This window comes from Aliivibrio sp. 1S128, assembly GCF_001691065.1.
GTDB lineage: Bacteria > Pseudomonadota > Gammaproteobacteria > Enterobacterales > Vibrionaceae > Aliivibrio.
Genome location: NZ_MAJV01000102.1, coordinates 106871 through 131793 on the forward strand (window position 1 = coordinate 106871; position 24923 = coordinate 131793).

20 protein-coding genes, 1 tRNA gene and 1 other RNA gene are annotated in these 24923 nt (G+C 37.1%); 10 read left to right on the forward strand and 12 right to left on the reverse strand.

All coding sequences use genetic code 11. The features are described from left to right. Positions 1–2: 2 nt before the first annotated feature. A complete protein-coding gene (locus A6E03_RS12370; protein ID WP_065600960.1) occupies positions 3–665 on the forward strand; it encodes a potassium channel family protein in 663 nt (220 codons plus the stop codon). 442 nt (positions 666–1107) lie between these two features. Here the strand turns inward: A6E03_RS12370 and A6E03_RS12375 are convergent, their stop codons facing one another. Then, on the reverse strand, positions 1108–1698 hold the full coding sequence (locus tag A6E03_RS12375) for a UPF0149 family protein (protein ID WP_065591578.1): 591 nt from the start codon (positions 1696–1698) through the stop codon (positions 1108–1110). A 331-nt stretch (positions 1699–2029) separates the two neighbouring features. On the opposite strand from A6E03_RS12375, the gene A6E03_RS12380 reads away from it, so the two are divergent. The 6 genes from A6E03_RS12380 (at position 2030) to A6E03_RS12405 (ending at position 6160) form a co-directional block, all read left to right on the forward strand. After that, on the forward strand, positions 2030–2482 hold the full coding sequence (locus A6E03_RS12380; RefSeq protein ID WP_065591579.1) for an L-alanine exporter AlaE: 453 nt from the start codon (positions 2030–2032) through the stop codon (positions 2480–2482). Between the two features lie 323 nt (positions 2483–2805). Beyond that, positions 2806–2893, forward strand: a tRNA-Ser gene (locus A6E03_RS12385). Positions 2894–3060: 167 nt separating this feature from the next. Then, a complete protein-coding gene (locus tag A6E03_RS12390; protein ID WP_065591580.1) occupies positions 3061–3447 on the forward strand; it encodes a thiol-disulfide oxidoreductase DCC family protein in 387 nt (128 codons plus the stop codon). Positions 3448–3484: 37 nt separating this feature from the next. Beyond that, positions 3485–4192 carry an SDR family oxidoreductase gene (locus A6E03_RS12395; protein ID WP_065591581.1) on the forward strand — a complete coding sequence of 236 codons (708 nt, stop codon included), beginning with the start codon at positions 3485–3487 and terminating at the stop codon, positions 4190–4192. Positions 4193–4371: 179 nt separating this feature from the next. Continuing rightward, the gene (hflX, locus tag A6E03_RS12400) at positions 4372–5730 is read left to right on the forward strand and encodes a GTPase HflX (protein WP_065591582.1); all 1359 of its coding nucleotides are present in this window, start codon (positions 4372–4374) and stop codon (positions 5728–5730) included. A gap of 4 nt (positions 5731–5734) precedes the next feature. Beyond that, positions 5735–6160, forward strand: a complete 426-nt coding sequence (locus tag A6E03_RS12405) for a GNAT family N-acetyltransferase (protein ID WP_065591583.1) — start codon at positions 5735–5737, stop codon at positions 6158–6160. A gap of 128 nt (positions 6161–6288) precedes the next feature. Here A6E03_RS12405 and A6E03_RS12410 read toward each other — a convergent pair whose 3' ends face one another. The 5 genes from A6E03_RS12410 to A6E03_RS12430 all read right to left on the reverse strand — a co-directional run bounded on the left by A6E03_RS12410 (position 6289) and on the right by A6E03_RS12430 (position 9911). Continuing rightward, on the reverse strand, positions 6289–6606 hold the full coding sequence (locus A6E03_RS12410) for a hypothetical protein (protein ID WP_065591584.1): 318 nt from the start codon (positions 6604–6606) through the stop codon (positions 6289–6291). Positions 6607–6689: 83 nt separating this feature from the next. Beyond that, positions 6690–7850 (reverse strand): MFS transporter, encoded by a 1161-nt coding sequence (locus tag A6E03_RS12415; RefSeq protein ID WP_065600961.1) that lies wholly within the window; start codon positions 7848–7850, stop codon positions 6690–6692. A gap of 281 nt (positions 7851–8131) precedes the next feature. Then, entirely contained in the window at positions 8132–8986 is an 855-nt protein-coding gene (locus A6E03_RS12420) for a carboxylate/amino acid/amine transporter (protein WP_065591586.1), read from the reverse strand. A gap of 143 nt (positions 8987–9129) precedes the next feature. Beyond that, positions 9130–9492 carry a DUF333 domain-containing protein gene (locus A6E03_RS12425; protein ID WP_065591587.1) on the reverse strand — a complete coding sequence of 121 codons (363 nt, stop codon included), beginning with the start codon at positions 9490–9492 and terminating at the stop codon, positions 9130–9132. Between the two features lie 26 nt (positions 9493–9518). Then, on the reverse strand, positions 9519–9911 hold the full coding sequence (locus tag A6E03_RS12430) for a cystatin domain-containing protein (protein WP_065591588.1): 393 nt from the start codon (positions 9909–9911) through the stop codon (positions 9519–9521). Between the two features lie 306 nt (positions 9912–10217). Here A6E03_RS12430 and A6E03_RS12435 point away from each other — a divergent pair, with 306 nt between their 5' ends. After that, positions 10218–12713 carry a cache domain-containing protein gene (locus A6E03_RS12435; protein ID WP_141676873.1) on the forward strand — a complete coding sequence of 832 codons (2496 nt, stop codon included), beginning with the start codon at positions 10218–10220 and terminating at the stop codon, positions 12711–12713. 62 nt (positions 12714–12775) lie between these two features. On the opposite strand, the gene A6E03_RS12440 is transcribed toward A6E03_RS12435, so the two are convergent. The 3 genes from A6E03_RS12440 to ffs all read right to left on the reverse strand — a co-directional run bounded on the left by A6E03_RS12440 (position 12776) and on the right by ffs (position 16888). Continuing rightward, positions 12776–15943, reverse strand: a complete 3168-nt coding sequence (locus A6E03_RS12440) for a glycosyl hydrolase family 18 protein (RefSeq protein WP_065591589.1) — start codon at positions 15941–15943, stop codon at positions 12776–12778. A 192-nt stretch (positions 15944–16135) separates the two neighbouring features. Further along, positions 16136–16426 carry a hypothetical protein gene (locus A6E03_RS20475; RefSeq protein ID WP_255310635.1) on the reverse strand — a complete coding sequence of 97 codons (291 nt, stop codon included), beginning with the start codon at positions 16424–16426 and terminating at the stop codon, positions 16136–16138. A gap of 365 nt (positions 16427–16791) precedes the next feature. Next, an RNA gene (gene ffs, locus A6E03_RS12450) (signal recognition particle sRNA small type) lies at positions 16792–16888 on the reverse strand. A gap of 511 nt (positions 16889–17399) precedes the next feature. Here ffs and A6E03_RS20485 point away from each other — a divergent pair. Next, positions 17400–17633, forward strand: coding sequence for a hypothetical protein (locus A6E03_RS20485; protein WP_065600963.1), 234 nt, complete (start codon positions 17400–17402; stop codon positions 17631–17633). Between the two features lie 224 nt (positions 17634–17857). Next, entirely contained in the window at positions 17858–19750 is a 1893-nt protein-coding gene (locus tag A6E03_RS12460; RefSeq protein ID WP_065600964.1) for a diguanylate cyclase, read from the forward strand. Between the two features lie 23 nt (positions 19751–19773). On the opposite strand, the gene A6E03_RS12465 is transcribed toward A6E03_RS12460, so the two are convergent. Genes A6E03_RS12465 through tssM form a run of 3 tightly spaced genes read right to left on the reverse strand, consistent with a single transcriptional unit; the run spans position 19774 to position 24922 of the window. Further along, entirely contained in the window at positions 19774–20736 is a 963-nt protein-coding gene (locus tag A6E03_RS12465) for a protein kinase (RefSeq protein WP_065600965.1), read from the reverse strand. Next, positions 20733–21404, reverse strand: coding sequence for a PP2C family serine/threonine-protein phosphatase (locus tag A6E03_RS12470; RefSeq protein WP_065591606.1), 672 nt, complete (start codon positions 21402–21404; stop codon positions 20733–20735). Before A6E03_RS12470 ends, A6E03_RS12465 begins: the two co-directional genes overlap by 4 nt. Continuing rightward, positions 21401–24922 carry a type VI secretion system membrane subunit TssM gene (gene tssM / locus A6E03_RS12475; protein WP_065600966.1) on the reverse strand — a complete coding sequence of 1174 codons (3522 nt, stop codon included), beginning with the start codon at positions 24920–24922 and terminating at the stop codon, positions 21401–21403. The genes A6E03_RS12470 and tssM overlap by 4 nt, the downstream gene beginning before the upstream one ends. Between the last annotated feature and the right edge of the window lies 1 nt (position 24923).

Below are 24923 nucleotides of genomic sequence, written 5' to 3' on the forward strand. Positions count from 1 at the left end.
AGATGAAGAAAGTGTCAAGAGATGACAATTTTTACTTCTTATTTTTTGCTTTATTAGGCTTGTTATTTACTAGCGCAATGATGCAACAATTATTTGAAGAGGGGCAAAAGATGATTTTGGCTCTGATCATTGCCTGCTTAGCACTTTCAATTGTCGGTGTAAATCATAAACAAACCTTTTATCGTAGCTGGTATGGGTTTCTATTAACTCTTGCTGGTATTTCAGGAGCCTTTTCATTTTTTGAAGGTTATGATTTGTCATTAGTGACGTTAATAGCGCTGTTATTTTTTCTACTCTCTCATACTTACGCAGCATTAAAACAAGTTATGTTAACTGATTATGTTAGCCGAAATCAGATTGTAGGTTCGGTTTGTGTTTATCTTTTACTTGGGGTGTCGTGGGCAATTATTTATCTTATTCAAATAGAGCTTTTTCCGCAGTCATTCTATGGGATTGAAGATAAAGCTTGGATTGATAACCTCTTTGAAGTTATTTATTTTAGTTTTATAACACTAACAACGGTGGGGTATGGTGATATTTCTCCTGTACTACCTATACCTAAGTTTTTTGTTTTTCTTGAGTCACTTACTGGAAGTTTTTATCTTGCGATAATGGTTGCAAGCCTAGTGAGCAGTCGATTAAATCAATCAGATAATCACCGTTAATTCAATTCTTATCTTATAAGATGCACCGCGTTATTTTTATAAGGTAACGTGATGCATACAGTATTTATATTATTAACTCATCACATAGCTATACGTTTTCTTACTTGCCCAAACAATCCCTTTAAAAATATTTAAGCATGATCTTATTACGAACTGTGAGATAGAAAGACTTAACTCTTTAGCAACTTTTAATATGTGATAGAAATCAGAGTGTTTAAAATCATTGATTGTCATTTTAGTATCCAACGTAAGTGGCATCCGAACCAGGGTAGAAGTCATTTGATTGAGAGAATAATACGTTGAAAATGGAAATAATAATTACCATTTAGCGCCAATGACGAAAGATTTAGTCAGTTAATATGAAAGTGCATGTAACAAAAATGGCGACCGCATAGGACGCCATTTTCATTATTACTCTTATTTCGATCTCTAGGTTTATATATTACGCTTCTCTGTTTGCTTCGGCTTCTGCAAGCTCATAACCACGCATAGTTAAACCACAAAGCATCATAGGAACGGCATTGTAGATTTCTACAAATTCATCCAAGCCTTCAATGCCTTGTTCTTTTAGTGTATTTAGTGCTGTTTCTGGATCAAAAAGCATACTTATTGATAATAATACACCACCAAGTAGAGCGTTATTTTCACTCTCTTCAGGCATTAATGTTTCCCAATCATCACGAGTTAATTGCCAACCTTGTAATAAACCTTCAGAAAACTGGCGAGTATGCGTAGTTATAATTTCTTCGTCATCAAGTTGACAAGCTTCAGGCCATTGCCATTTACCAGCAAGGAAACCTTCGCGGTAGTCATTCCATAAATTAACAACAGCATTAGCATATGCTTCTAATTCTTCAGCGGTGGTGAAAGGAGATACTTCTTCTCCACCCCATAAAAAAGCTAACCATTCATTTGGGTTAATAAGGTTTGGAGCTGCTGCCATCGCAGCAACAAATCCTTGCGTTTGCGCTTCAGTAAGTAGTTTGTTTTCTAATTCAGGGTTTGAAAGAATTGCCGTAAGTGATAAAGACATAATGTTCTCATTTCATTCAAAGTTTCCACTATTGTATCAAGAACTTTTAACATTGTCTGAACAGAAATATTGCCTTAATTTTTAGTCATCAATTAAGTTATTTTTTTGTGAAAGTTAATTACGAATTCTAACAAGTAGCTGATTAAACTGATTTTAAATTAAAAATTAGCTGTAAATTTACTACATCGTGTTAACTTCGAGATCTAATTCTAATTAAGTTGTGTTTTAATAGTGATAATTACTGCTACATTGGGTTGTTGTAGTTCGTATGACTGTAATTTAAAACTTAACTAGTGTTATTAACCTTATATTTTTTTGGAGATGGACTGAAATGTCTAGAAAAGGGCCATTTAGTATTCGCAATGCTGCGGCTGATACATTTGCAATGGTGATTTTTTGTTTTATTACGGGCATGTTTATTGAAATGTTAGTTTCTGGGATGACATTTGAGCAATCATTAGCTTCTCGAACCTTATCTATACCAGTGAATATTGCTATCGCATGGCCTTATGGTGTGTTTCGGGATTTTATGTTGCGTCAAGGCTCTCGAGTATCGTCAGCCTCTTTCATGAAAAATCTTTCAGACTTAACTGCATACGTCTTATTTCAGTCTCCAGCTTATGCTGCAATTTTATTTACGGTAGGGGCTAGTACAGATCAAATTATTACTGCCGTTTCAAGTAATGCCGTTGTTTCGTGCGTGATGGGTGTTTTCTATGGCTATTTCCTTGATGCTTGTCGTAAAGCGTTTAAAGTTCCTGGATATACCCGAAAAGCACATTAATGAGTTCGGTATCTAACTTTTAAAGCCAGCAACTTTTTGTTGGCTTTTCATCTTTAAATTTTTAGATTAGATAATGTAAATCCTAAGTTTAATTGGTTTGATTGGTATATCGACAGTTTCTGCATATCGTTATCTTCAGAAAAAGAGTAGAAACAAGAGGCTAGTGACGGTGGTTAAAGCCTAATATGTAGGCTTTAATGCTTATATTCCGACCAAGAAGAGTGAAAATAGAGCAAACAGGAAGGCGAATGAAAGAAAGGCCTTGACCATTCCCTGCTAAATCATTAAATTAGCGCTCGTTGTCTCGAAAAGAACAACAATTTGGTGAGTTGTCCGAGTGGCTGAAGGAGCACGCCTGGAAAGTGTGTGTATGGCAACGTACCGAGAGTTCGAATCTCTCACTCACCACCACATTTGAAACCCTAGCAGAAATGCTGGGGTTTTTTCGTTTTAAGCCCCTAGAAACCTTTGTTTATACTTCCTCGCAATAAATACTTTTCAAACATTAATCTTTTATTTTGATCTAAAAAGCAGCGAATAACGTAGAATTTCGTAATATTCAAAAAATAGAGAATGGTATGTATCAGTTAACGATTTTTTATGATGGAACTTGCCCGTTGTGTGTCAAAGAGATGAATGCACTTATTGCGCAAGATAATAAACAAAAGATTAAAACAATTGATATCTATAGCGAAGAGTTTTCTGCTTATCCGCAAATTGACGCTAACGCTGCAAACACCGTTTTGCATGGGTTAAATGCAAATGGTGAGCTCTTTCTTGGATTAGATGTAACGTATAAAGCGTGGAGTTTAGTAGGGAAAGGTTGGCTCTATGCTCCATTACGTTGGCCTGCTATCAAGCCAGTTGCGGATTGGTGTTATCTTCGTTTTGCCAAAAATCGTTATCGCGTTTCATACTGGTTAACGGGATCCTCGAGTTGCAATAAAAACAGTTGCTTAAAATAGTATTGTGAATTTGGCGTAACTCATGTGAGGGGATGTGATGAAAATCTTGATTGTTGGGGGAAATGGAGGAATTGGGTTCGCGATGCTGCAAGAGAGTCTTACCAGATTTTCTGATGCTCAGGTCCATGCAACTTACCGACAAACTAAGCCACAGTGGCACCATGCACGAGTGGTTTGGCACAAAATTGATGCGAGCAGTAATGAAGACGTGAAATCATTGAGTGAGCGATTCGATGATATTGATTGGGTTATTAATTGTGTTGGCATGCTACATACTCCAGATAAAGGGCCAGAGAAAAATCTTAGTGCAATAGATGAGGCGTTTTTTCAACAGATGATGACCATTAATACGCTGCCTACCTTATTATTAGCAAAGTACTTTACACCAAAATTGAAACGGGCAGATAAACCTAAGTTTGCGGTTATTTCAGCTAAGGTTGGTAGTATTTCAGATAATCAATTGGGTGGATGGTACAGTTACAGAGTATCAAAGGCCGCTTTAAATATGTTCATCAAAACCATGTCAATTGAATGGCAGAGAATGATAAGAGAAGGGGTGGTATTAGCCCTTCATCCTGGAACGACAGATACCGCATTATCTGAACCTTTCCATAGGAATGTCCCTAAAGGGAAATTATTTACTCCAGAGAGGGTCGCACATGATCTGATCGGTTTGATAGAATCAAGTACACCGCAAAAGAGTGGTTCATTTTTGGCTTATAACGGAGAACAATTACCTTGGTAGTGTTAAATGATCGATAAGACTGTTTTCATTGCAGTGATATACCGATGATTTATCACTAATTAAAGTAATATATGTATTTAGTTTTTTATTTCGCTATAAAGCTTATCCAGAACAGCGTAGGATCAAGGTAACTTTAGATAATAATTAGGTTTGGGTTTCGGCTCACTAAGATAAAAACCATGAAATTAACAGAGAAACCATCACTTAACCACGCGTTACTTATTTCTATTTGCACACCGCAATTCAAAGGTGATGAAGCAAAAGAATCCCTTGCAGAGCTTGGACGATTAGTGACAACTTTAGGATTTAAAGTTGTTGGTACACAATCACAAAAACAAAGCTCAACCCAACGAGTGAATGTATTGGGTGCAGGTAAACTGGCTGAAATCGCGCACATTACGGGTAATCAAGGCGAAAATGATGACGCAGACACTGAAGACTTCTTTGATGAAACAGACTTTGGTGATGTCCCGTCGGAAAATTTACCTTTTGGTTGTGCTGATGTGGTGGTTTTTGACTGCGATTTAAGCCCGTCACAGTTACGTAATGTAGAAAACCAATTAGGTGTAAAAGTCTTTGACCGCACCGGTATCATCATTGAAATATTCAGTCGCCACGCTCGTACTCGAACCGCTCGATTACAAGTTGAAATGGCTCGCCTTAATTATGTAGCTCCACGATTAAGAGAATCTACCATTGGTGATAACGAACGCCAAATGGGTAAAGGCGCAGGTGAAACAGATCTAGAATTAGATCGCCGTAAAGTGCGAGATCAATTAGCTGAATTACGTCGAGAGTTAGAAAGTGTTCAAAGTGAGCTGAAGGGCCGCCGTAAACAGCGTTCAGAGCTTTTCTGTGTTGCTTTAGTTGGATATACCAATGCCGGCAAATCATCCATGATGCGAGCGCTTACAGGGAGTGAAGTACTAGTAGAAGACAAACTTTTTGCCACCCTTGATACTACTGTACGTGCACTATATCCAGTTACTCAGCCTCGTATTTTAGTATCAGATACTGTTGGGTTTATTAAAAAACTACCTCACGATTTGGTTGCATCATTCCACTCAACACTAGCGGAAGCACATGATGCTTCATTATTGTTGTATGTTGTAGATGCGTCTGATGCGTCTTTCCGCACACAACTTGATGTTGTGCATGAAGTATTAAAAGAAGTAGGCGTAGAAGACGTTAAGAAGCTACTTGTGCTTAATAAGTCAGATCAATTGACGGTTGAGCAACAAGAAGAGTTAATGGAAGAATTTCCCGATGCGATGATGACATCAACTCGAAATCCTCTTGATATTGCGGAACTGCATAAGTATATCGTTGACGTTTCTCAACATGAAATGATTGAGGAAGACATCATTGTTCCTTATACCGCAAAAGGTATCATTGGTGAAATTCGTTCAAGCATGAGTGTCGTTAAAGAAGAATATGAATACAGCCATATTAAACTGACGGTACGTTCAAGTGCGATTGACTTAGCAAGGCTGAACAAACTGATGTCTAATTTATCAGAAGATAATGATAGCGAGTAATTCCATGTTTGAAGTTAAAAATGTTGAATATCTAGGTGATAATAAAAATGCCATTCGTGAAGTTCGTGATACGGTCTTTATTAAAGAGCAACAAATAGACCCGGAGATTGAGTTTGATGGGTTAGATGAGGTGGCAGTGCATGCACTTGTTTTATTTGATGGTAAAGCGGTGGGTACTGGACGAATTTTAGACGATGGTCATATTGGTCGCATTGCAATTATTAAAGAGTTTCGTGCAAAAGGCTTAGGCTCTAAAATTGTACTGTCATTAATAGATGAAGCAATAGAAAAGGGCTATGATCGAGTGTATTTAGGCTCTCAAAAGCACGCTATCGACTTCTATACTAAATTAGGTTTTCAACCCTACGGTGAAGAGTTTATTGAAGCGGATATTCCTCATTTATCGATGGAAAAGCGATTAAATAATTAACATCATGTGTGGATTCATTCGAATAATAGGCTCATTGTCATTAAATGAATATTAATGGTGGGAATAGGTTTTTATAGTAATAAAAAAGCGCATTATGTTGAATGCGCTTTATATAAATAGATACTAACTTAGTAATCGCTGTCGCTTGGTTCAATAAAAAACTCACCATCGATGGTTTCAGCAATTTCTAGAATTTTCACAATCTCACCATTAATCGTGATGTTTGCTAGGCGGACAGGATCTTCATCATAAGGATGGAAGGGCGCCATTTGTAATTCGATACGGTATTCTTCGTCATCAGGACCTTGGAACCAACCTTCACCAAACTCAAGATCAATTTCATCGCCTTCTTCTGGACAAGTATGATAAGCCGAAACAATTAGGGCACCTTCAAAATTAAGGGTGATTGTTTCGCCCCATTCAACAACGTATTGTGCATCTTCCATTGTAATTACTCATAAAGAATTCTTAGGGTGTATTGTATCGCTATGAACCCTAAGAACCTAATGTTAATACAAGATAGAACTAATTACTCTCCAGCGACCATTGGTCGATGTTGACGCAAACTTGCTAGTAACATATAAATTGCTGTTGCTAGCAAAATAGCAAATAAGTAGCTCATTAAGCCTTCAGCAGTATTCATTAAGGTATTTGCGAGTACTGGGCCACATACAGAGCCAATACTGTAACTAAATAACATAACTTGTGTTGCAGATACAATGTAAGACTCATCTAGCGTATCGCAGCCTAAAGAAATGGCAATTGGATATAACGCAAACGCAGCCATACCTAATAATACCAATGCAGTCGCTAAGACCGCAGTGCTATCACTTAATGTGGTTAAACCAATTGCAAATACACCTAGCACACAAAATAACGCCATTAACAAGGTTTTGCCTAAATGCTTAGATAAGTAAGACACAAGAGGTTGAACGGCCATGCCACCAAGAACAACCAGTGCCATTAAGCTACCAATTTGAGTGATATTGATGTTTCTGTGTTTTAGTTCTAGAGGCATTAATCCATAAACGGCGCCAAGTAAAAGACCAGAAACAACACAGCCCATGATAGAAGCTTTGTTTAATTTTAGGATTTGTTTTAGGTTTAATACATTGTGGTGTTGGATTTGTGGTTGAACACCTTTCCCAAATACTAGGCAAGCAATTGCCATCATGATTAAGCCAATGATCATGTAATAAGGAAGTAATCCGTCAATACCGATAAAGCCAATTCCTAGCTGTCCTAGAGATGAACCACCATAAAGTGCACCCATATATAAACCAAGGCGTTTTGGACGACTTTCAGCATCGCCAATTAATAACCAAGATTCAACGACAACAAATACGCCAGCTACAGCAATACCAGCAATAAAACGAACCGTCATCCATACCCATTCCACAGGAGCTGCAGGTAGAATGATGATCGTTACCGCTAATAAGCCTAAAAAGAGAACAAAAGCATTTTTATGGCCAAGACGAGCCACAAAAGGTTCGATAAGTCCTGCCCCAACAAGTAAACCGGCATAGAAAGCACTGGCTAACCAACTGGCATATTTTGCCTCCATTCCGTACTGACTTAACATCAATGGGATAAGACTCATTAGGTATCCTGATGCTATAGCAAATAAAGAAAGAGCAACCACAGGGGTCAGTAGACCAGCTTGTGATTGAGTTGATGTAGTTGTGTTCACCGCAGTGCCTCAGAGTTATGAATAGGAAGTAGATTTTCCGCGACTATGAGGCTAAAAAGAAAGCAAGTAAAACGAGCAATTTTTCTTGTAAGGATAAAATTTACTCATCAATAACGACGGTAATTTAAAGAAAGTGAATCAATGAATATTGGCTTGAAATTATAGAAGAAAGAGAGGGGAATAAGACAGTTTATAGCAATTTATATCAGGAAAATAAGGCAAACATAGGGCATCATCTATGATTAAGAAGTAATGCCCATTTTACATCGAACCAAAGTTGGTTATTGGTTACGTTTTTTTTCTAATTGTTGGTTGACGATTAAAGCAATAAGAATCAATCCGCCGCCCAGACTTAAACGTAAGATATCCGCATCACGATTCCAAATTAATAGATTTACAAGAATGCCCGCAGGGATCAATAGATTATTCATTACCGCTAATACACCGACATTGACCAACGTTGCCCCTTTATTCCACATGAAATAACCAATCCCAGAAGCTATAGTGCCTAAATAAACCAACACACCCCATTGAGTTGTTGTTGTCGGGAGTTTTTCGCTATTACCAAACAGGGCGTAACAAACACAAGCGACGATCAAGGCACCAATAAAGAAGAATCCAAATACGGTCTTTTGCTCAATTTGTTGATCTTTCATTAGCCTCTTATAGCAAACTTGGCCAGTAGCAAAACAAAGATTGGCCGCCTGAACGGTTGCAAAGCCTAATAGAAATCCTGAATCGATACCATTGTAGCGAATGGCTACGGCACCAAGGGTGGCAATAACTGCGCTGATCATAAAGTGAGGATGAAATTTACCTTCAAAAGCATCATTTAATAGCGTGATATAAATAGGCGTCATCACCGTAAATAATAAAACTTCTGGAACGGTGAGATAGAGAAAAGATTGGTAATAAAACACATACATCAAGCCGAGCTGAATTGCTCCAATCGCCATTAGTTTAATCGCGATAGGCAGTGGCACTTGTTTAGGGCGTAAAAAAGGAAGAAAAACGACTGTTGCTAACCCAATACGCATCAAAACAGAGAACCAAGCATCAACTTGGCCTGCTAAGTACACGCCGATTAAGCTAAAAGAGAACGCCCAAAGTAGGGTGATAGAAAGTAAATATGACATGATTCATCCATTAATATAAGCAATAGATGCATTCTAAATGAGATTAACTATCAGTAAAGTAAAAGGTAACAAAAAAGGCCGAAAAACAGCCTTAATATATTGATAACAGTTATAGATAATGTAATGCAGATTCTATACGAATGTTATTTTTGACTGCTACGGTAGAAATCCCATGCATTAACTACTTCACCTGTCTTTAATGTACAGTCACTACTATCTAAGTTGTAAGCACCTTCTTGTTCAATACAATAGGCCGCTGCTGGATTCGGTTTTCCGACAGGCTTTGTCATGGTATGTTTTTGGCTTCGGTAGTATTCCCACGCATTAATAACATCACCATTATTTAATGTGCAGTTACCTGAGTCTAGGTCGTAGGTACCACGCTCTGCACAAAATTCTGCAGCAGGGTTTGCCATGTCAACCTTTGCTGGTTCTTTAGGTTCCGTTGAGCTGCAAGCAGCAAGAGAAAGAAGTAGGCCAAAAGCAATGATTGTTTTCTTAAACATAAAAAATCCTCGTAAATATAATGGTATTACTGACAGTCTTGACTGAAGCTGCCATGTTGGGCTGGTTGAGTCATTTTAAATTTACCTTTTAAGCTTCTGAACACTTTAGTATTCCAGATTTGACCATCATCTAATTCAAAATCAATTGCGTAATTAATGCCGTTAACCATTTGAGTTTTTACATCTAGGATTTGTTTCAGTTTTGCTGACGTATTCATCATACTTAGTACGTGATCTAATGCGGCTTTAACGTCAGGCGTGACAGAAGAGGTTACCCAACCTCCTGCCATTCCATTGTCAACATTGCACAGTGGATTGGTATTATCAGAAGAGAGTGTTGGAGTTTGTTCTGTTTGCTGAGAGCATCCTGCTGTGAATAGTAAAATTGAAGATAGTGTAAGTATCGTAAATCGTTTCATTTAATACCTCAGAAGAATGCATGAATAAATGGTGATAAATAAGAGTAATAATTTAGTACGGAAGGGGAGAGGATTCCAAAGGAAATTATTGTTTTATGCTTTACTTCTCATAATCAAAGCAATTTCTCATCTTAAATAATGCGTTCTTTCAGTACTTTTTCTTTTTTGTTTCAGTGAATAGGCGATGTATTTTTGGCAGAGCTCACGGCTATCATGGCTATTTATATTATTAACAGTAATAAAGATGTTATTTGAGTGTAAATTTATTTACTATTAGATGTTTGTTTTATAGTTGTGAATGAGAGTATGCCACGTAGATCTGATAAAAAATTATTAACCTTGATCTCCCTTATGCCAGTAGTCTTGATCGGTATTTTTACTTTTATCTTGAATGCGGTGGTTATTCATGAAAATAAAACAAAGGTTGAAACGTTAATTACTTCTCTACACAGTGAGTCGATAGAGAAAGAAAAAGATCAGATTGAACATCAAGTTGATACCATTCTTCAACAGATCAGTTATCAACAAAATTTAACGGAAGAAACCTTAAAGCGTTCCATTAAATTGCGGGTTGATGATGCCTATTCTACGTTAAGCTTTATCTACCAAAAAAATAAAAACAAACCTAAAAGTGAAATTATTGCTTTAATTTCTGATGCATTAAGGCAATCTCGCTTTAATGATGGTCGCGGCTACTTCTTTATTTATGGTATGGATGGAATTAATTTAATGCATCCTATTTTTCCCCATTTAGAAGGGGAGAACTTGTTGCAAACTAAAGACGTTCGCGGAGCCTACCCAGTTAAAAATTATATAAAAATGATGAAAGATAAAGGCGAAGGATTTAGTCGTTGGTGGTATCCAAAACCCGATGTAAAAAACGTCGAATTTGAAAAAATTGGTTATGCAAAATGGTTTAAACCATTAGATTTCTATATTGGTACCGGTGAATACATCGTTAATATTGAAGAAGATATTAAACAAAAACTGTTAGCTTGGATTTCAGAAGTCCGCTTTGGTGATCATGGTTATATCTTTTTACTTGATCAATATGGCAATACATTAGCCCATTACAATAAATTGAAAATTGCGCCTAATAAATACACGAAGGAATCACCTAATCAAGGGCCACTTACTCAACGTATACTTGCCTTAGCTAATCGTGGTGGTGGTTTTATGCAATATATCAGTGCATTTAAACCGGGGACATCAGAACAAGCAGAAAAACTCAGCTTTATTAAAGAATATCATGAATGGGGTTGGGTTCTTGGTGCTGGAGTTTATACCGATGAAAACAAACTACTTTTAGAAAAAAAAGAGGCGCTGTTACTAAAGCAGAATAAGATGGAGTTAACAAAAATACTGTTACTTACCTTAAGCTTAGCTCTTGTTCTTACCATGCTATCTTTGGGCGTGAGTAAATACATAGGAATGCGTTTTAATCAGTTTAAACGACGAATTAAAAGTGATTTTACCCTATTAGAAAAAACAAAAAATAAGATGCAATACATGGCGCTGCATGATGAATTAACGCAGTTGCCTAATCGTGTTTTATTAGAATCAAAAATAGAGCAAGCTATCCAACAAGCCAAAGAAGCAAAGCAATATTTAGCGGTAATGTTTGTTGATTTGGATGACTTTAAAAAAATAAATGACCGTTTTGGCCACGAAGTTGGGGATCTTTTATTAAAGTCGATTAGTCATAAATTTGATGAATTACTTTATAACGATGAAATAGTCTCGCGATTTGGTGGCGATGAATTTGTTTTTTGTATTCCATCGCTTAACTCAAAAGAAGAAGCGGAGCAAAAAGTAAAGACAATACAATCTGTATTTAAAGAAAGCTTTGCTATTAATGGGAAATCGATTAACACCAGTTGCAGTATCGGTGTCGCCATGTACCCAAGTGACGCAGATACCTCACTCGATTTGATTTCTAAAGCTGATATTGTGCTATATAAGTCAAAAGCTAAGCGAAAGGGTTCGGCTTTGTTTTTTGATCATACGATTGATGCACAAGTAAATTATGAGTTTAGTCTAGAAGAAGAGCTTCGCACGGCACTCAGTAATAATGAAATATCGGTTATGTATCAGCCTCAAATTGATATTGAGACGGGTGAACTATATGGGGTAGAAGCATTATCTCGTTGGCATAATAAAACGTTAGGCTTTGTCTCTCCTGTCGATTTTATAGCGGTTGCTGAAGAGATTGGTGGCATTGATGCGATAGGTGATTTTGTATTACAACGAGCCTGTGAAGACATTTTAACACTGATGGCTAATGGACTCGGTGCTGTGATGGTCTCTGTGAATCTGTCACCTAAACAACTTATTCAGCCTGATTTTATTCAAAGAGTAACAGCGATTGTCGATACCACCGGCATTGATATCTCCAGAGTTACTTTAGAGATAACAGAGAATATTCTCATCAGTGATTTAGAGGAAGTATCCCCAATACTTACACAATTACAACAGCTTGGGTTTGGGATCTCATTAGATGATTTTGGCACGGGTTATTCATCTTTAAGTTACTTAAATATATTACCGATCACTGAGATAAAAATTGACCGCAGTTTTATTAATAGTTTGTTTATCAATCAACAAAGTGAAACCTTAGTCAAAGCGATCATTGCAATCGGCGCATCGTGCCATATGAAAGTGGTTGCTGAAGGCGTTGAAACAAAAGAACAGTTGAATAAGTTAATTGAATATAAATGCGATTTGGTTCAAGGCTATTATTTTGATAAACCACTTTCTATTCATGACCTTTGTATTAAATACTCGGTGAATTCATTGGTATAACTAAAAAAGAGCAGCGTATTATGGCTGCTCTTTTAGTTTCTATTACTTAACGCTTAACGGAATTAAAGGTTACACACCTTTGTCCAGCTTCCATCACTGCCAGGAGCAGCCGCTGTCCACCAATTCGCTTGGTAGATCACATTGTTGTTGATCACTTTGTCACCCGTGTTTGCATGGCTTGGATTACCTGCCCAATCTTTTTGTGGAAGATCTGGATAAGTCACTAAGCCTGTTGCATCACAGCCCGCATCAGGTGTTCCTCCACTATCACCATCACCTGGATTTCCACCAGTAGAGAGGTCAGCCAATGGTAGATCTGGTTGCTCAAACTTAAAGGCATAATCAACATTATTGATTGTCACTGTATAGTTTGCAGGACCGGAAATAGGTAGGTAATAAACCATATCTAATTCATACACGCCGCCCGCAGGCAGAGCTTTCCAAGCGGGTAGCGTAAAGGCAACACGGTGCATGGTGCCATCGAAGCCACCGATGTTATCTGCACGAGTATGACCAGAAGCAATTACCTGTAAACCACCACCTGATTGATCTTTTGCATTATCAGGTGCCGAGACTGGAATATCGAATTGGAACTCAGTTCCTCCAGGAATATCTTGTCCAGTATTGTTGGTAAAGTTGATTTTTGGATTGATTGGGTAGTTTTTATCGCCTACTTTAAATCCACCGACACTTACCGCAATATCAACGGTTTCGGATGGAATTGCTCCAGTAGCTACCGTATTACCATATGGCGTTGCAGATTTAAATTTCTCATAAATTGCTTTTGTCATGGTGTTACCCATGTGGTACTCACCATTACCCGTTTGACAAGCCGCTTCTGTTGCATCAACAGACGTTCGGTTACCATTAGCATCTAGAACATAACAGCTGTAATCGCCCGCGAGTTCCCAGAACATGATACCACCGATTTCTTGGTCAATAACATAGTCAGCTTTTACGTTAATAGAGTCTTTATCTTCGGTAGATAGGAATACTTTTTTCTCTGCATTCCATAACCATGGGGCTACAGCGACATTATCGTAATGACGAGTGTAAGTACCTACTAGTTGGTCTGCTGGATCATTCGCAGGGTCTAAGCCATAGATATTTGCGTAGGAACCAAAGATGCCTTCTTGAAGGTTTTTAGCATGCCACATAGGGTTAGAACCTGCGCCCATTTCTTGACCGTATGAGTTCTTATCGTGCCACATGTTATCGATACCTAACGCACCGTAACCACAATTGTTTTTCTCACCCTCACCAGTACCCGCATCACATTGAGCTTGATCTGGTAATGGAGCTCGACCCCATAAACCATTCTCACCGCCAGTCACGCCTTGCCAACCACGAGTATAATAAGGAACACCAATATTGATACGACCTGCAGGCATTGAACCGCGGAAGTAGTGATAAGCCCAGTCAGTATTTAAGTAACCAATACCACCATAAGCTTCAGTATCATAAACGTTCCACTGAGCTAATTCTGAATCTTTACCTGTATCATACAATGCCGCATTATGGCCAACATGGTCATTCCAAGCACCGTGTAAGTCATAAGACATGATATTTACGTAATCTAAGTATTGAGTAACATCAAAGGTTTCCATACCACGCAATAAATAACCTGAAGATGGTGCAGCAATGGTCAGCATATAATGTTGTCCATCTTGGGCTGAAACAGCATCCAGTTTTTCACGAAGTGTTTTCATCAATATTTGGTACGATGCCCATAAATATTGACGACGAGGTTCCATGAATGCTTTATCGTCTGGATTGCCAGCACCAGCCATAGAAGTAGGGTATTCGTAATCAATATCTAAGCCATCAAATTTGTATTTAAGCATCATTTCAACAGCAGAGGCTGCAAATTTCTCAATACCTGCGTGGTTGATGCTGCCATCAGCATTGGTTGTCATGCTATAGAAGCCACCATCAGCAACACGATTACCGTCAGCACCAAAATGACCACCAGTTTCAGCCCAACCACCAATAGAGATAAGTGTTTTAACGCCGTGTTTTTCTTTCGCCGTTGCTAATGCACCAAAGTGGCCTTTAAAGCCAAGTGTAGGGTCAATTTCAACTCCTGCCCACTCTTTACCTGTTGCCGCATTATTTGGATCGGTAACATCACCAACATTAACCTTGCCATCAGAACCAATACTCACAAATGCATAATTGATGTGAGTTAATTGCTCCCAAGGGATATCTTTAACTAGGTAGCTGTTTTGTTCATCGCCACCATCTCGCCAGCTTGTGAAGTAACCAATAACACGACGAGGGTGGTCAGCTCCCATTAACTCACGACCTTCTTTGTCATAAGTAGTACAGTAAGGAACGGTAATACCTTCTGTTTGGTATAAACCATCAGGGCGGCAATTATCCGCAATAGGAAGAGAGCTAGTTACAGTTAACGTAGATGAGGCTGAATTAGTAGAAGCCCCTAAGTTATCAGTTGCTTTTGCATAAACAGACAGTGAACCTGCGGCAGTTGTTTTATATTGTAGTGTGTAAGGTGCAGTAGCGGCAGTACCAACAAGAGCGTTGTTGATATAGAAATCAACTTTATCGATTGTGCCGTCAGAATCTGTTGCGTTAGCCGTTAGTGTTACTGTTGCACCAAGTTCTACACTTGATGCAGATAAGCTTAAACTTGCTGTTGGTGCAATATTGTCAGTTGGAGTCCCTGTTACTGCTACCACAACAGAGCTTGTCGTGCTGACTGCACCTTTATCATCATAAGATTGAGCACTGAAGGTATGAGATCCTTCAAGAGCAGTCCAAGCAGCACTATAAGGGGAGTTAGTTGATGAAGCAATTACAGAGCCATCAACAGAAAAATCAACGCGAGATACTGAACCATCACTGTCAGATGCGGAAGCGGTTAACGTAACGACATCACCAGTTACGATATTGTCAGTAGAACTAGGGGAGGTTAAATCAACGATTGGTGCAACGTTTACTGCTTCACCAGAACAAGCGCCTAAATCTTGCCATGCACCCCATTCGCCAGCTGTCGCTGGGTCATTATTTTGAGTCCAATATTTAGCTTTGTAAGCGTTAGTGCCTTTTTTAACTTCTTCTCCACCGTTGTAAACTTTACTCGAATCCCATGTATCAAGAGGTGTGCAATCTACAGCCGCTTGAGCATTAAATGCCATTAAACAAGAAAGAGTTAAGGTAGAGAGGGTAAATTTATAATTATGTTTTCTTTTTAACTTTGAATGTTCCATTTCATATCCTTAAAGGTAATTCAAAACACCAATCAACTTTTTAATTGGTGTAAATTAAGATTAGAATAGAAATAAATATGTGCTAGGACCCATTTATAAATTACAGGGCAGGTCTCAATAAACCTTATTTTAATATGAGTAATTACATTTATTTTTGTATCAATATTGTCTATTTATTGTGCGGGCATGCGATTAACAGCTTGTACTGATAAATTCAAAGATAGGTGGCCTATTCACGTTTATTACTACGTTATATTTGATGTGGCAATTGTCTTGACTGTATTTTTTGCTTTTATGCATAAATGTAATAAAAGGTTTACCAGTATCATTATGAAAATACCGGTCAGATGGCGTTGTATCGTTAAATTGCGACTCAATGAAGGTTTGAGTCATTAAGTGATTCCACGCGTTAGCGGCATTGGCTTTTGGGTAACCATAAACAATGTGAATGTTATCACCTTCAATGGTGATAGCAATGCTCACTTGAGTATCTATACCAGCAAGAATGGTTTTAGGATGAAGTTGATTTGCTGCACCTGCATCTCTCCTTTTTAGACCTTGAAGCGCTGAAATACGAGCATCACTTTGCAGGTTAAGAGACTTACTGGCTGCTGTTACCGATAAAATACCGAGAATAACAATGACAATGAACAGTTCAATAGAGTAAAACCTTCTTGCTTCATGAATAGGTATCTTAGATAAGAGTACATATACTAGATTTAGAATGGCTTACAGTAAAGTGTAGATTTATAGGATTAATCAAGGATGAGAGATAAAACGAGAGGTTGGACTTTAAAAGCTTCAGATAGTAAAACGCCGCTAATAAAAGCGGCGTTTTAAATAGGTGGAAGCCCCAGCCACATCCCGGCACACACGTCACTCGCTGCGGCTGCTTCCTTCCGGATCTGACCGAGTTCACGAATTAGTGTTGCGGGAGGACCAGGGCCTCCATAGATTCTGTTGTTCCTGAGAACGAGATGGATTATTGAACATGCTCATTTAGATTGCAAGTGAAAATAATAAAAAACACACCAAGCGATCAATAAATAAGCATCTTGGTTCATTTTTAGTAAGTGTTGTGATTTTTATGTGTCTTAAATGTAATGTGTTGGCATGACTGTTCTATAACAGGGGTCATAATTAATTATAAATGTGGCTTCTTTACTATTTTTAAGGAAACGCATACTCAAACAATCCGTTGTTGTATCTTTATTATCTGCTCTTACGCTAGCTGGTTTTTTATACGCAAACGAATGAAGGAGCAATGTCGGTTAATTCAGTTATTACTTTAAAGTACGAAGAACAATTTTGGCACCATGCTGCACTATTCTCCATGTATTATACAAAAGGAATGAAAGTGATGATGGAGCGAATAAAATAAGACCGCTTATGAATTAAAATACGATATGTCAGAGGCCTTTTTTGTTTTTGGAAATGCAATTATGAATATGACAAAATGGCCACCTATCGTGAGCAAGTTTTACTTATGAGTTGTTTTGGAACGAATCTTATAGACACTAAAAATACCTTAGTAGACGTAGGTGCAGGTTATCGTTATTCTAAACGTCAGTGTTTTGATGTTTTTTTAAAGAAAAAATTAATAAAACATTTAGCTTTAATGATTGATGTGAAATACATTTATTATAGTGTTGTCACTATAGATGAAGCGCATGATGAATTTATAGTGTAATCAGTTTACATTACGATTTGTAGTTCCAGTAATATAAAAGGCAATTCTATTTTCTGTTGATTTAGGTATTGTTAAATATATGCATTTGGTTTTTATATTAATATTTTCAATGAGTTGTTACCGATAATTCGTGTATTTACACTAACTATTAGACTGAGGTCACTTATTAATACATATTAATTTGATACCATACAAAAGTAAAAATTGGAATTCTGAATGGTTGTATGATCTATAAACAAATAAAATACTTTATTGTTACTATCTTTTTGATCGGTATAACTCCGATATTTTATTTTTGGAGCTTATATCAAACTGAATTAAATACAATAGTATTCCAAAGGCAGAATGTCGCCAAACACCAGCTAAATTTTAGTAAAAAAGAAATTTATTCAATTGCTTCTGAGTTAGGTACATCGTTAAGATTATTATCTGATAACAGAATGTTATTACGATTTATTCAAGATCCTTCTGAAAAAAACCGAGCGCTATTAGAGTCACTGTGGTTACTAACCGTTACGAATTATGCTTATATTTCTCAAATTCGATTTATTGATATTGATGGCAAAGAAATATTTCGTATGGATGATGATGATAATCAAATTAGAATTAGCACCGACCACCGATCTCAAGATAAATCCCTGAGAGATTACTTTGCCTCTGTCCAAAAAATGCAGGCTGATGACCTTGTTCTTTTTGATATTGATTTAGACGTTGAACAAGGTCAAGTTGTTATACCTACTAGTCCATCATTGCGGATTTATACTCCAGTTGAAATGGGTGGGTTACGTGAAGGGTATTTATTCTTTAATGTGAGTATTTATGAAATTATTACTCAACTTGAAAGTTCTTTAGAGGGAAAAGGTAACGTTGAAGTTGTTAATCAAGATGGTTATTACTTAGCGTCAAAAAATAGGAATAAAACCTTAGGGCACCTTATTTCTGAACGTGAAAAATATAATATTTCACTTGAAAATCCAGAATTATGGAAAAAGATAAAGTCTAATGATTCAAGTATATTTTCAGATGAGAAAAACTTTTATACATTTTCAGACATTACGTTTGATGGTGTATCTGCTAGTCGTTCTTTTTCTTTAATATTGAGTCGTCCTAATTCTGTAAAAGTAGCTAATTTAGACCATAAATTGACGTTTATTATCTACGAATCGATTATGGTAATGATAGTTATCATTTTTATATCCGTGCTAATTGCCCGGTATATTGCAAAACACAGAACAACGAGCCTTGAAAGTCAGTTAGCCTTAGCTGCCCTTAATGGAATGTCAGCTATTGTTATTACAGACAGCAACAACCGCATAATAAAAGTAAATGATGAGTTCACTCGACTAAGTGGGTGGAAAGAAAACGAGGTATTAGGCCGTTTACCCTCAATGTTTCAATCTGGATTACATAAAAAAAGTTTCTATTCGTTAATGTGGAAAACGATTCAATCGAAAGGTTTGTGGGAAGGCGAAATTACGAATAAAAGAAAAGATGGTACGTTATTAACTGAGATTTTACGTATTCAAGCGATTTGTAACTACGATGGTAAAATGGAATATTTCATTGCATCTTTCGTTGATATTACCGCACGTAAAGAACTGGAAAACAGGCTCAGAGACTTAAGTGAAAAAGACGCTCTGACTCAGTGTTGGAATCGTCGTAAATTTGAAAGTGAATTTTCAGCAATTGTTAATCAAGAGCAACTAAATGAAGAAGTAAGTACATCTTGCTTAGCTATTGTCGATATTGATTACTTCAAACGAGTGAATGATAAGTATGGTCATGATGTCGGCGATAAAGTAATCACACAAGTGGGGCATATTTTAAATTCGGAAAGTAGAGAGTTTGATTTTGTTGCTCGTATAGGTGGAGAAGAGTTCGCTATTATCTTACCTAACACTACGTTAAAAGAAGCGGATGTAATTTTGAATCGTTTTAGAGTGGCAGTGCATTTATATGATGGTGTGAAAATTACCATTAGTGGTGGATTTACTGATATTTGCACTAGCAGTGAATCAAGTTACAAGCGTGCAGATCTTGCTCTATATGAATCTAAAGCATTAGGTAGAAATAAAATTTCTTGTTTTTCTTCTGAAGAGATGGGGGAAATTGCATAGAATAAATGTCGTAAATATTGATTTTATTTTCGATAAAATACAGACGTCATTTTTTGTAATAATGGCTTTTTGCTTTCTATTGCTTGTTCGATCTTTATTTCCTTGAATACGGATATTAGAGCTTTGAAATTAAGATTTCGTTCTGCAGGTACTGGCTTCATAGCCTGAAGAAGTAATTGATGTAGTTTCTTTTGTTCTTTTGTCCTTGCTTCTAGAGTCGCTTCTTTTTGTTGATAAGGATGGGTTTTAAGTAAAAGCTTGTAAAGTAAGATAGAAAGCGAATAAAGATCGCTTTTTACGGTTGGAGCATTACCTTGAAGTACCTCCGGTGCTGCATAATCACCAGTCCACGCATGGACTTGGTTGAAGTTAATGGCAAAATTATTATTGTCGGGGTTAATGTTTCTACTAATACTAAAATCAAAAAGATGCAATTCGTTATTGTCTGAAATAAGTATATTCCCTGGTTTTAAATCGCCATGTATAACCCCTCGTTTATGGCAATGAATCAAACAGTTGATTAAAATAAAAGCGTATTTTAATCGTGCGTCGTCAGGAATATCCTCGAAAGGAGAATCAAGTAATAAAGACAGTAATTCTCCTTTTACCATGGGCATGACAAGAAACCCACGTTGTGACTCTTCACATAAAGATAAGTGTTGTATTGGAACAATATTTGGATGTTGCAGTTGACTGGCTTGTAAGTACTCATTTACTAATAGTAAATCGGCATCATGATATTCTGCTGATTCACTATTCAATACTTTTATAGCGAATTCGTAGTGATCAAGACCAATGCTCTTAAGTAATAAGTCATCTACTTGATAAACGATCCCCATACCTCCAACACCAAGAACGCGTTTGATTTTATATCGACCATTAATGACTTTAGGGATTGGCTTTATTGTCTTTTTTTTAGTAAGAGAGCCCTCTTGCTCTAACTCAGAATCATCCGAAATAAATTGGTCGATATTAAGTTCAGTCATCGATGTGCCTTAATCATAATTGCAGATAAATTATCATTTGCTTCAGTGAGTAACACTTGCTCTTTTAAGTGGTAGCATCCCTTTAATGCACTAGGTAAGGCCATGCAAGCTTCTATCATCGCCGTACCTAGGTATTTATGTACACCATCACTAGAAAGTAGAAATGTATCTTGGTGCTGTAAGGGGACGATACAATGTTCAATGGCTAAATCATTTCCCATCCCGATAGCTTGCGTTAATGCTTCTCTACCATTTTGTTCGAGAGTATGATCTTTTGATATTTGATAAAGCTTATTATGTCTAAATAGATAGCAACGTGAATCTCCAGCCCAGATGCAAGCAATATGTCCATTATGAGCAATAAGCATACACACAGTACTACCAATAACCGCACTGTGTGAAAGCGTTTTTTCTTGACTTAAATGATGATTTACTTTGCATAACATTCGTTTTGCTTTTTCAATCTTTTGTTCTATTGTGCCGTATAGACGTTCAGATTGAAAAGCATCGGTGATCATATTACTGGCGATTTCACCATATTCATATCCTCCCATACCATCAGCAACGATCCAAAGTCCTTGTTCAGTAAAAGACAAAATAGCATCTTCATTTTTGTCTCTTACTTTACCTTCTTCGGAAAAATGGGCAGTTTGAAATTGCTGACTCATCCATTAATCCTTTTTGGCAGATAGAAGTTAGTTAATATCTTACGATTAAACGGATTTGGAGTACGATCGCTGTAAATTAAGTACTTTGCTTTCATGCCTTTATTTTCTAAATCAAGTTTAATGACATCATTGCCTCGGTATTTATTTACACTGAATTTATCTAATACCCTAAAAAATGCCCAAGGACCTGAGTTTTGTTGATTAACAACTTTTGTTCCACTTAAATCTTGAAGAACAAAACTGACATATTGACGTTGATTCGTTATAGGCCAAGTAAACCTTTTTTTCTGAATAGGCCCGTGACGATACGCAAACTTATTTTTCCCGTAATAGAATGTAGATTGGAGTGCGCTAGCGTCTAATTCAAAAGGAGCGATACGGAAAGAAACGTTGGCCTCTTTACCTTTAGAACCATAAAACATTTTTTGTATGGTTAACCCATAGTGATATTGATTTAAAAACGATTTAGACAACCCAAGCGAGTGACCATGTAATGTTTTTTGTTGAAATTTCCCTTTTTGCTTATTAACAAAAGAGGTTAAATAAACATCAAAGAAAGAATCAAGAATCCCTCCATTTTGGAAAAATTCATCAAAATCAGCAATATTCACATCATGATTACTGTTTTTGAATGGATAGCGTCCAGATAGGGCGACATCGTAGTGATTAACCACTTTATCGTTGTAGACCATTTGGATGTAATCACGAGAGTGACTTAGAGTGATACCCCAAGCGTTATTTGAGATTTGCTTCCACCATTGCTGTAATGGTTGAGGGAGTGTTTCTGCCATTACTCGAATGTCGTTTAATTCGTTTGGTATCCCTTGCATACGGTCGCGTGCAATCTTAAAAGCGGCTTGATCAGGATTAGGAGAGAATTTAACGATTGATAGGCGGCCACTAAGCTCATTGATAACAACTAATGCGTCTTCAAGAGGAATTGTCGCTTGGGATTTATCTGTTAGTAGTAAGTTTAATGGTTCAAATTGGTTGCTTACCGCTTTTCGTGCACTTTGTGATCGTTCCTCTACACTATGTAAACCTAGAGATGCTACTTTTTTAAGTTTACTATTAATAGGTAGTTTCTTCGCTGTTTTGGCAGCATTCGATGCAACTTGAGCCTGATCTATAAACGTAGTGTTTTCTCTAATTAAATTTAATAATTTTAAAACAGGCTGGCTAGAACCCGTCATATTAGCGATTTGAAGAATAGCTTCATCTATATTCTTCACTGGTTTGATTTGCAGTTGGTCAACCGCGTCTTTCCAATAGCGAATATAATCATGAAAATAAAGGTCTTCGACTTCAGCATACAATGCTCTTATCTCATTTGTACTTAAATCACTAGATAATCCTATTACCCAATTTTCATCAATTAATTGTTTAACTTGATCAAGCCCTTTATTTAGAAAAACACGTTGGTAGCCTTCTTGTGTGTATAAACCAGGGATTAGAGTATTGGTATGATTAAAGATATTTTGATTAGGTCCAAGATGGTCACTTATTTTAATATCTCTTAAATTCATCTCTTTTGCATCTTGTTTTAGTTGCTGGTAAACCAAAGATGATGTCGCGGCCTCTCTGAGATATTTACGTGATTTCGCCACTAAATTGTCGTTTAAAGAAACGGGTTCAAAACCAATATCCATTAGGTTTGAAAAGTGAACTTGTAAGGCATTTTGTTCAGTAGCTGAACCACTGTACAAATAGGACCAGTGTAATCCCATCCACTGTTTTAAGTAATTATCATCTAAGTGCTCATGGATGTTTAGCATTAAATATGCACGTAATGAGGGGGTGAGAAACTCTCGATTGTCTTGATTGTTGGTCACTTGGTATTCAAGTTCACTCGTTACTTTAGGTAGTAATAATTCAATCAATTGTTGCTGATAAGCCTTATTTGCAGTTTCTCTTAGCTGTTCACCTTGTTGTAACCCTGCGATATTTTCAGGGAAAGCATCTTCTGTTTCTGAGTACACTTGTGCTGCTTTTAGTAATGCATCAAGGGTAGGTAATAGTTCTATTGATGGAGCTAAGGGAGAAAGGTGCACAATGTGTTGGTTATAGTCATTAGCTAATTCAAGTAGGCGTTGTTGCTTGTTATGGTTGTTTAAAAAGCTTGTTGCCCATAATGACCCTAAACCAATCACTAAGACAAATGACCCCGCATAAATTGAGAGGTTTTTAAGTTTTACTTTTTTCTCATAATTATCGTTTAGTGTTGCTAATTCGCTATTTGGAAAGATAACGTCATTTAATAGTTTACGAATAAAGAATCCACGTTGATGTTGATAAGTGGGTAGTACTCGTGAACTTATCCCAAGATTTTGACCTATATTTGACGTAGTAGAATCCATTTTTGCGTCTGTTGGTGCGGGTACGGAGGTTAAGTATAAACCACGTAAATGAGAAGCTTGATGATAACGCGTTTTAGTAAACGCTAATTCAGAAAATAAAGCGAGACGCTCAGCAAGGAAGCTAAGTTGTCTTGGAAATTGCAATAATTCGGCACGTTTCATTACATCACGCTCATCATGTAACTTAGACATAACTTGTGAATCTATGCGCAGGATGAGCTTTTCGAACTCTTGTTTTATTTTTTCTGCTTGTTGTCCTTCACCTTCATTAAATGTGACGCCAAAGACCTGGTCCATTTCTTCGCGAGAGAGGGAGGAAAAGAAAGGTTCAAATCCCTCTACTTTGTCCATTTTGGTTAATAAAAAATAAATTGGCATATCAGAATTTAGATCATGCCTTATTTCTTGTAATCGCTCTCTTACATAACGAGCTTGTACTTCAATACTGTTTTCGTCAGGTGATTGTAGAGTGGTAATATCAATGGTTAAAATAACCCCGTTGAGTGGACGGCGACGACGCTTATTGTGTAAAGCTTTTAAGAAGCGCCCCCAAATTGGTTTATCTAATTCATTTTCATGTTGATCAAAAAATCGACCTGCAGCATCAAGTAATACTGCATGGTTGGCAAAATACCACTCACAATGTTGGCTATTTTGAATGTCTCTTGTGTAATGTCCATCTGTTTGGTTTAAAGGGAAGTCTAATCCTGAGCATTCTAACAGGGTCGTTTTACCACTATTTTTAGGGCCGATAACCATGTACCAAGGCAGTTGATATTTTACGTTATTACTGAGTTTGCCATAGAGCCCAGCCCGTTTTATTGTGGCAATCGCAGCGTCTAATTTTTCTTTTAATTTTGATGTATGTTCTTGTATGTAAGCTAATTCTGATTGAGCCGCTTCATATGCTTCTTTATTTTCTTCTTTCTGTGCTTCACGTTTGGCCAGCCACCAAAGAGTGAGATTTAAGGCTCCCCATAATACTAAGCAGATAAAAACGGTAAGAACCTTACCTGTAGTGGTTTCAATTAATGGAGTATTAGCGATAGCAATATGTTTACCAAATAAACAAAGCAATAAAGCAATGAATAAAGTAAAAATTAGACTCCAACACCATGTTTTCTTTAAGGTGTTTAACAATGAGTTAAAAAATGATTTCATC